Below are 2,246 nucleotides of genomic sequence, written 5' to 3'. Positions count from 1 at the left end.
AGTATAGATCGTCCCCCCCGCTGCAACGGGCAGGGGAAGGCGGAGGGCATCAGCGTCGAAGACGGCCTTTTTACAGTGCGGGGCAATGGCAGTCACGACACTGTGGCTCTCAGTACCGAGGCCGTTTCCGCAGACAACCACATCCGCCTTTTCTCCAAGAGCGATGAGCCGTTCCGTGTGTTCAGCGCCGATCGCCTTTCCCTCCAGCCGCTCGTAGATCAGGTCGGGGACCGGCTCGAAGACCGGCGATGCAATCCGCACGATATCCGCACCGGCCCGGAGCGCCCCGAGCCCCGCGAGCCACGGCGCACCCTGGTACGGGCCTCCGCCAACGATGAGCACCTCGCCGCCATGGCCCTTGTGCGCCTTCCGGGACCGGGGGGGAATAAGGGTCAGCTCGCCAGGGCCGGTGAAACACTCGGCCTCAACCGGTATCCCGATGTCAATAACGGTCGATCCTTCGATCTTGGGCCGGTGGAAGGCGCAGATCCGGTCTGCCCGCATCCCAGGGGTAGGGATGTCAGCCGCCACTATTTTTGCGGGGGACGCAGTCGCCATCGCCACGCAGGTTTTCAGCGGTTCTTTCAGGCTCCCGCTCACTCCGGTCCCAAGCAGCGCATCGACAATGACTTCCGCCTTCTCAAAGAGCGGGCGGATGGCTTCGAGGTCGTCGCGGGACGCGAACGGGTGCATGCCCACGTGGGCGTGCTTCAGGGCGCGGAGCTGGTGCTCGCAGGCGATGCTCCGTGGGCCTGCATCGAGATAACAGACCTCGGTCTCCGCGTGGCGACGGAGATGGCGGGCGGCAACCATCCCGTCCCCACCGTTGTTGCCTTTCCCGGAGAGGATGAGTACCCGCGTCGGGCCGAACGTGAGCACCTGCTCGGCAAGCCCCCGTCCTGCACTCTCCATCAGCTGCAGCTCGGTGACACCCAGTGCAATGGCATTGGCGTCGACAACGCGCATCCGGGCAGGGGTGATGAGCCCCGTGTCCACGAACTCGGGGGAGCGCTTCGCAGGCATAGCTGGTACAATTCATCTGTTTGAACTCCCTAAATATATGGCAATGGGTTTTTGCGATGATGTCAAGGCGGCCGCGGAGCAGATCGCGGCAGCCCCGGAGATAACCATCATCTCCCACATCGATGCGGACGGCATCAGCTGCGAGGCGATCCTCTCGCAGGCGATATCCCGTCTTGAGATTCCGGTCAAGTCCGTCTTCGTGCGCCAGCTCGAACCGCTGACCATGCCGCAGGTACCTGACGATCCCTCGCTCAAGATCTTTTCCGATCTCGGCGCCGGGCAGCAGAACCTGATGCTCGACCGGGGATTAACGGAAAAGGACGTCCTGATCATCGACCACCACGTCAGCCAGCCCTGCGAGCGTGAATACACGCAGGTCAACTGCCTGCCCTATGGCCACACGCGGATGAGCGCCGCCGGCGTCTCGTACCTTGTGGCAAAGGAACTGGACAATGCGAACATCGACCTCGCACAACTGGCCGTGATCGGTAACGTGGGCGACATGATGGCGCGGGAGAAGTGCGGGCTTGTCGGCCCTGCCCGGGAGATCATTGTCGAGGACGGTATCCGGCACGGATCTGTTGACGTGCGCAAGAAAGACCTCAACTGTTACGGCACGGCAACCCGCCCGGTCCACCTCTCACTCGCTTATAATGATGACCCGTTCGTGAAGGGCATCAGCAACAACCCCGAGGCCGCCCGACAGTTTTTGAAAAAACTCGGCATCCGCCAGCAGGCGCCGGACGGCCGATGGTATGTCTGGGAGGAACTCTCTGATGACGACCGCAGGACCATCATCTCAGGCCTTGCCCAGCAGCTGATGGCTAATGGCGAGAAGACCGACCGGCTGCTCATGGAGTCCTACCGGTTTCCGGGCGAGATCCCCCGGACCCCGCTACGGAACGCCCAGGAGTACGCAACCCTGCTCAATGCCTGCGGCCGGTGGTCGAAACCCCAGACTGGCGGTGCAATCCTCCGCGGCGACCGTGGCGGCGCGTACCGCGATGCCGAACACATGCTCAACAATCACCGGGCCATTCTCCGCGAGCTCCTCCAGTATATCGTGGATCGTGGCGTGAAGGAACTGGAATACCTCCAGTGGCTGCACGTAGGCGGGAAATATCCCGACACGATCGACGGTAGCGGTGCAGGCATGGCGCTCCCGAAACGGAATCCCGGCAAGACTATACTGAGCATGTGCGAGGTGCCGGGGCACCACACCC

Annotated in this window: 2 protein-coding genes; one reads left to right on the top strand and one right to left on the bottom strand. The window is 62.8% G+C overall.

The window, feature by feature from the left end; translation table 11 throughout:
* The coding region (locus CW742_RS10935) for an NAD(P)H-hydrate epimerase (RefSeq protein ID WP_292420320.1) at positions 1 to 1,023 on the bottom strand (1,023 nt) is incomplete at its 3' end.
* Between the two features lie 37 nt (positions 1,024 to 1,060).
* Here CW742_RS10935 and CW742_RS10930 point away from each other — a divergent pair.
* Positions 1,061 to 2,246: DHH family phosphoesterase (locus tag CW742_RS10930; RefSeq protein ID WP_292420318.1), on the top strand; the 1,186-nt coding region annotated here is incomplete at its 3' end.

This window comes from Methanoregula sp., from assembly GCF_002835825.1.
Taxonomy (GTDB): domain Archaea; phylum Halobacteriota; class Methanomicrobia; order Methanomicrobiales; family Methanospirillaceae; genus Methanoregula.
Note: the sequence above shows the minus strand (reverse complement) of the source record. Positions and strands in the feature narration are given on the sequence as shown.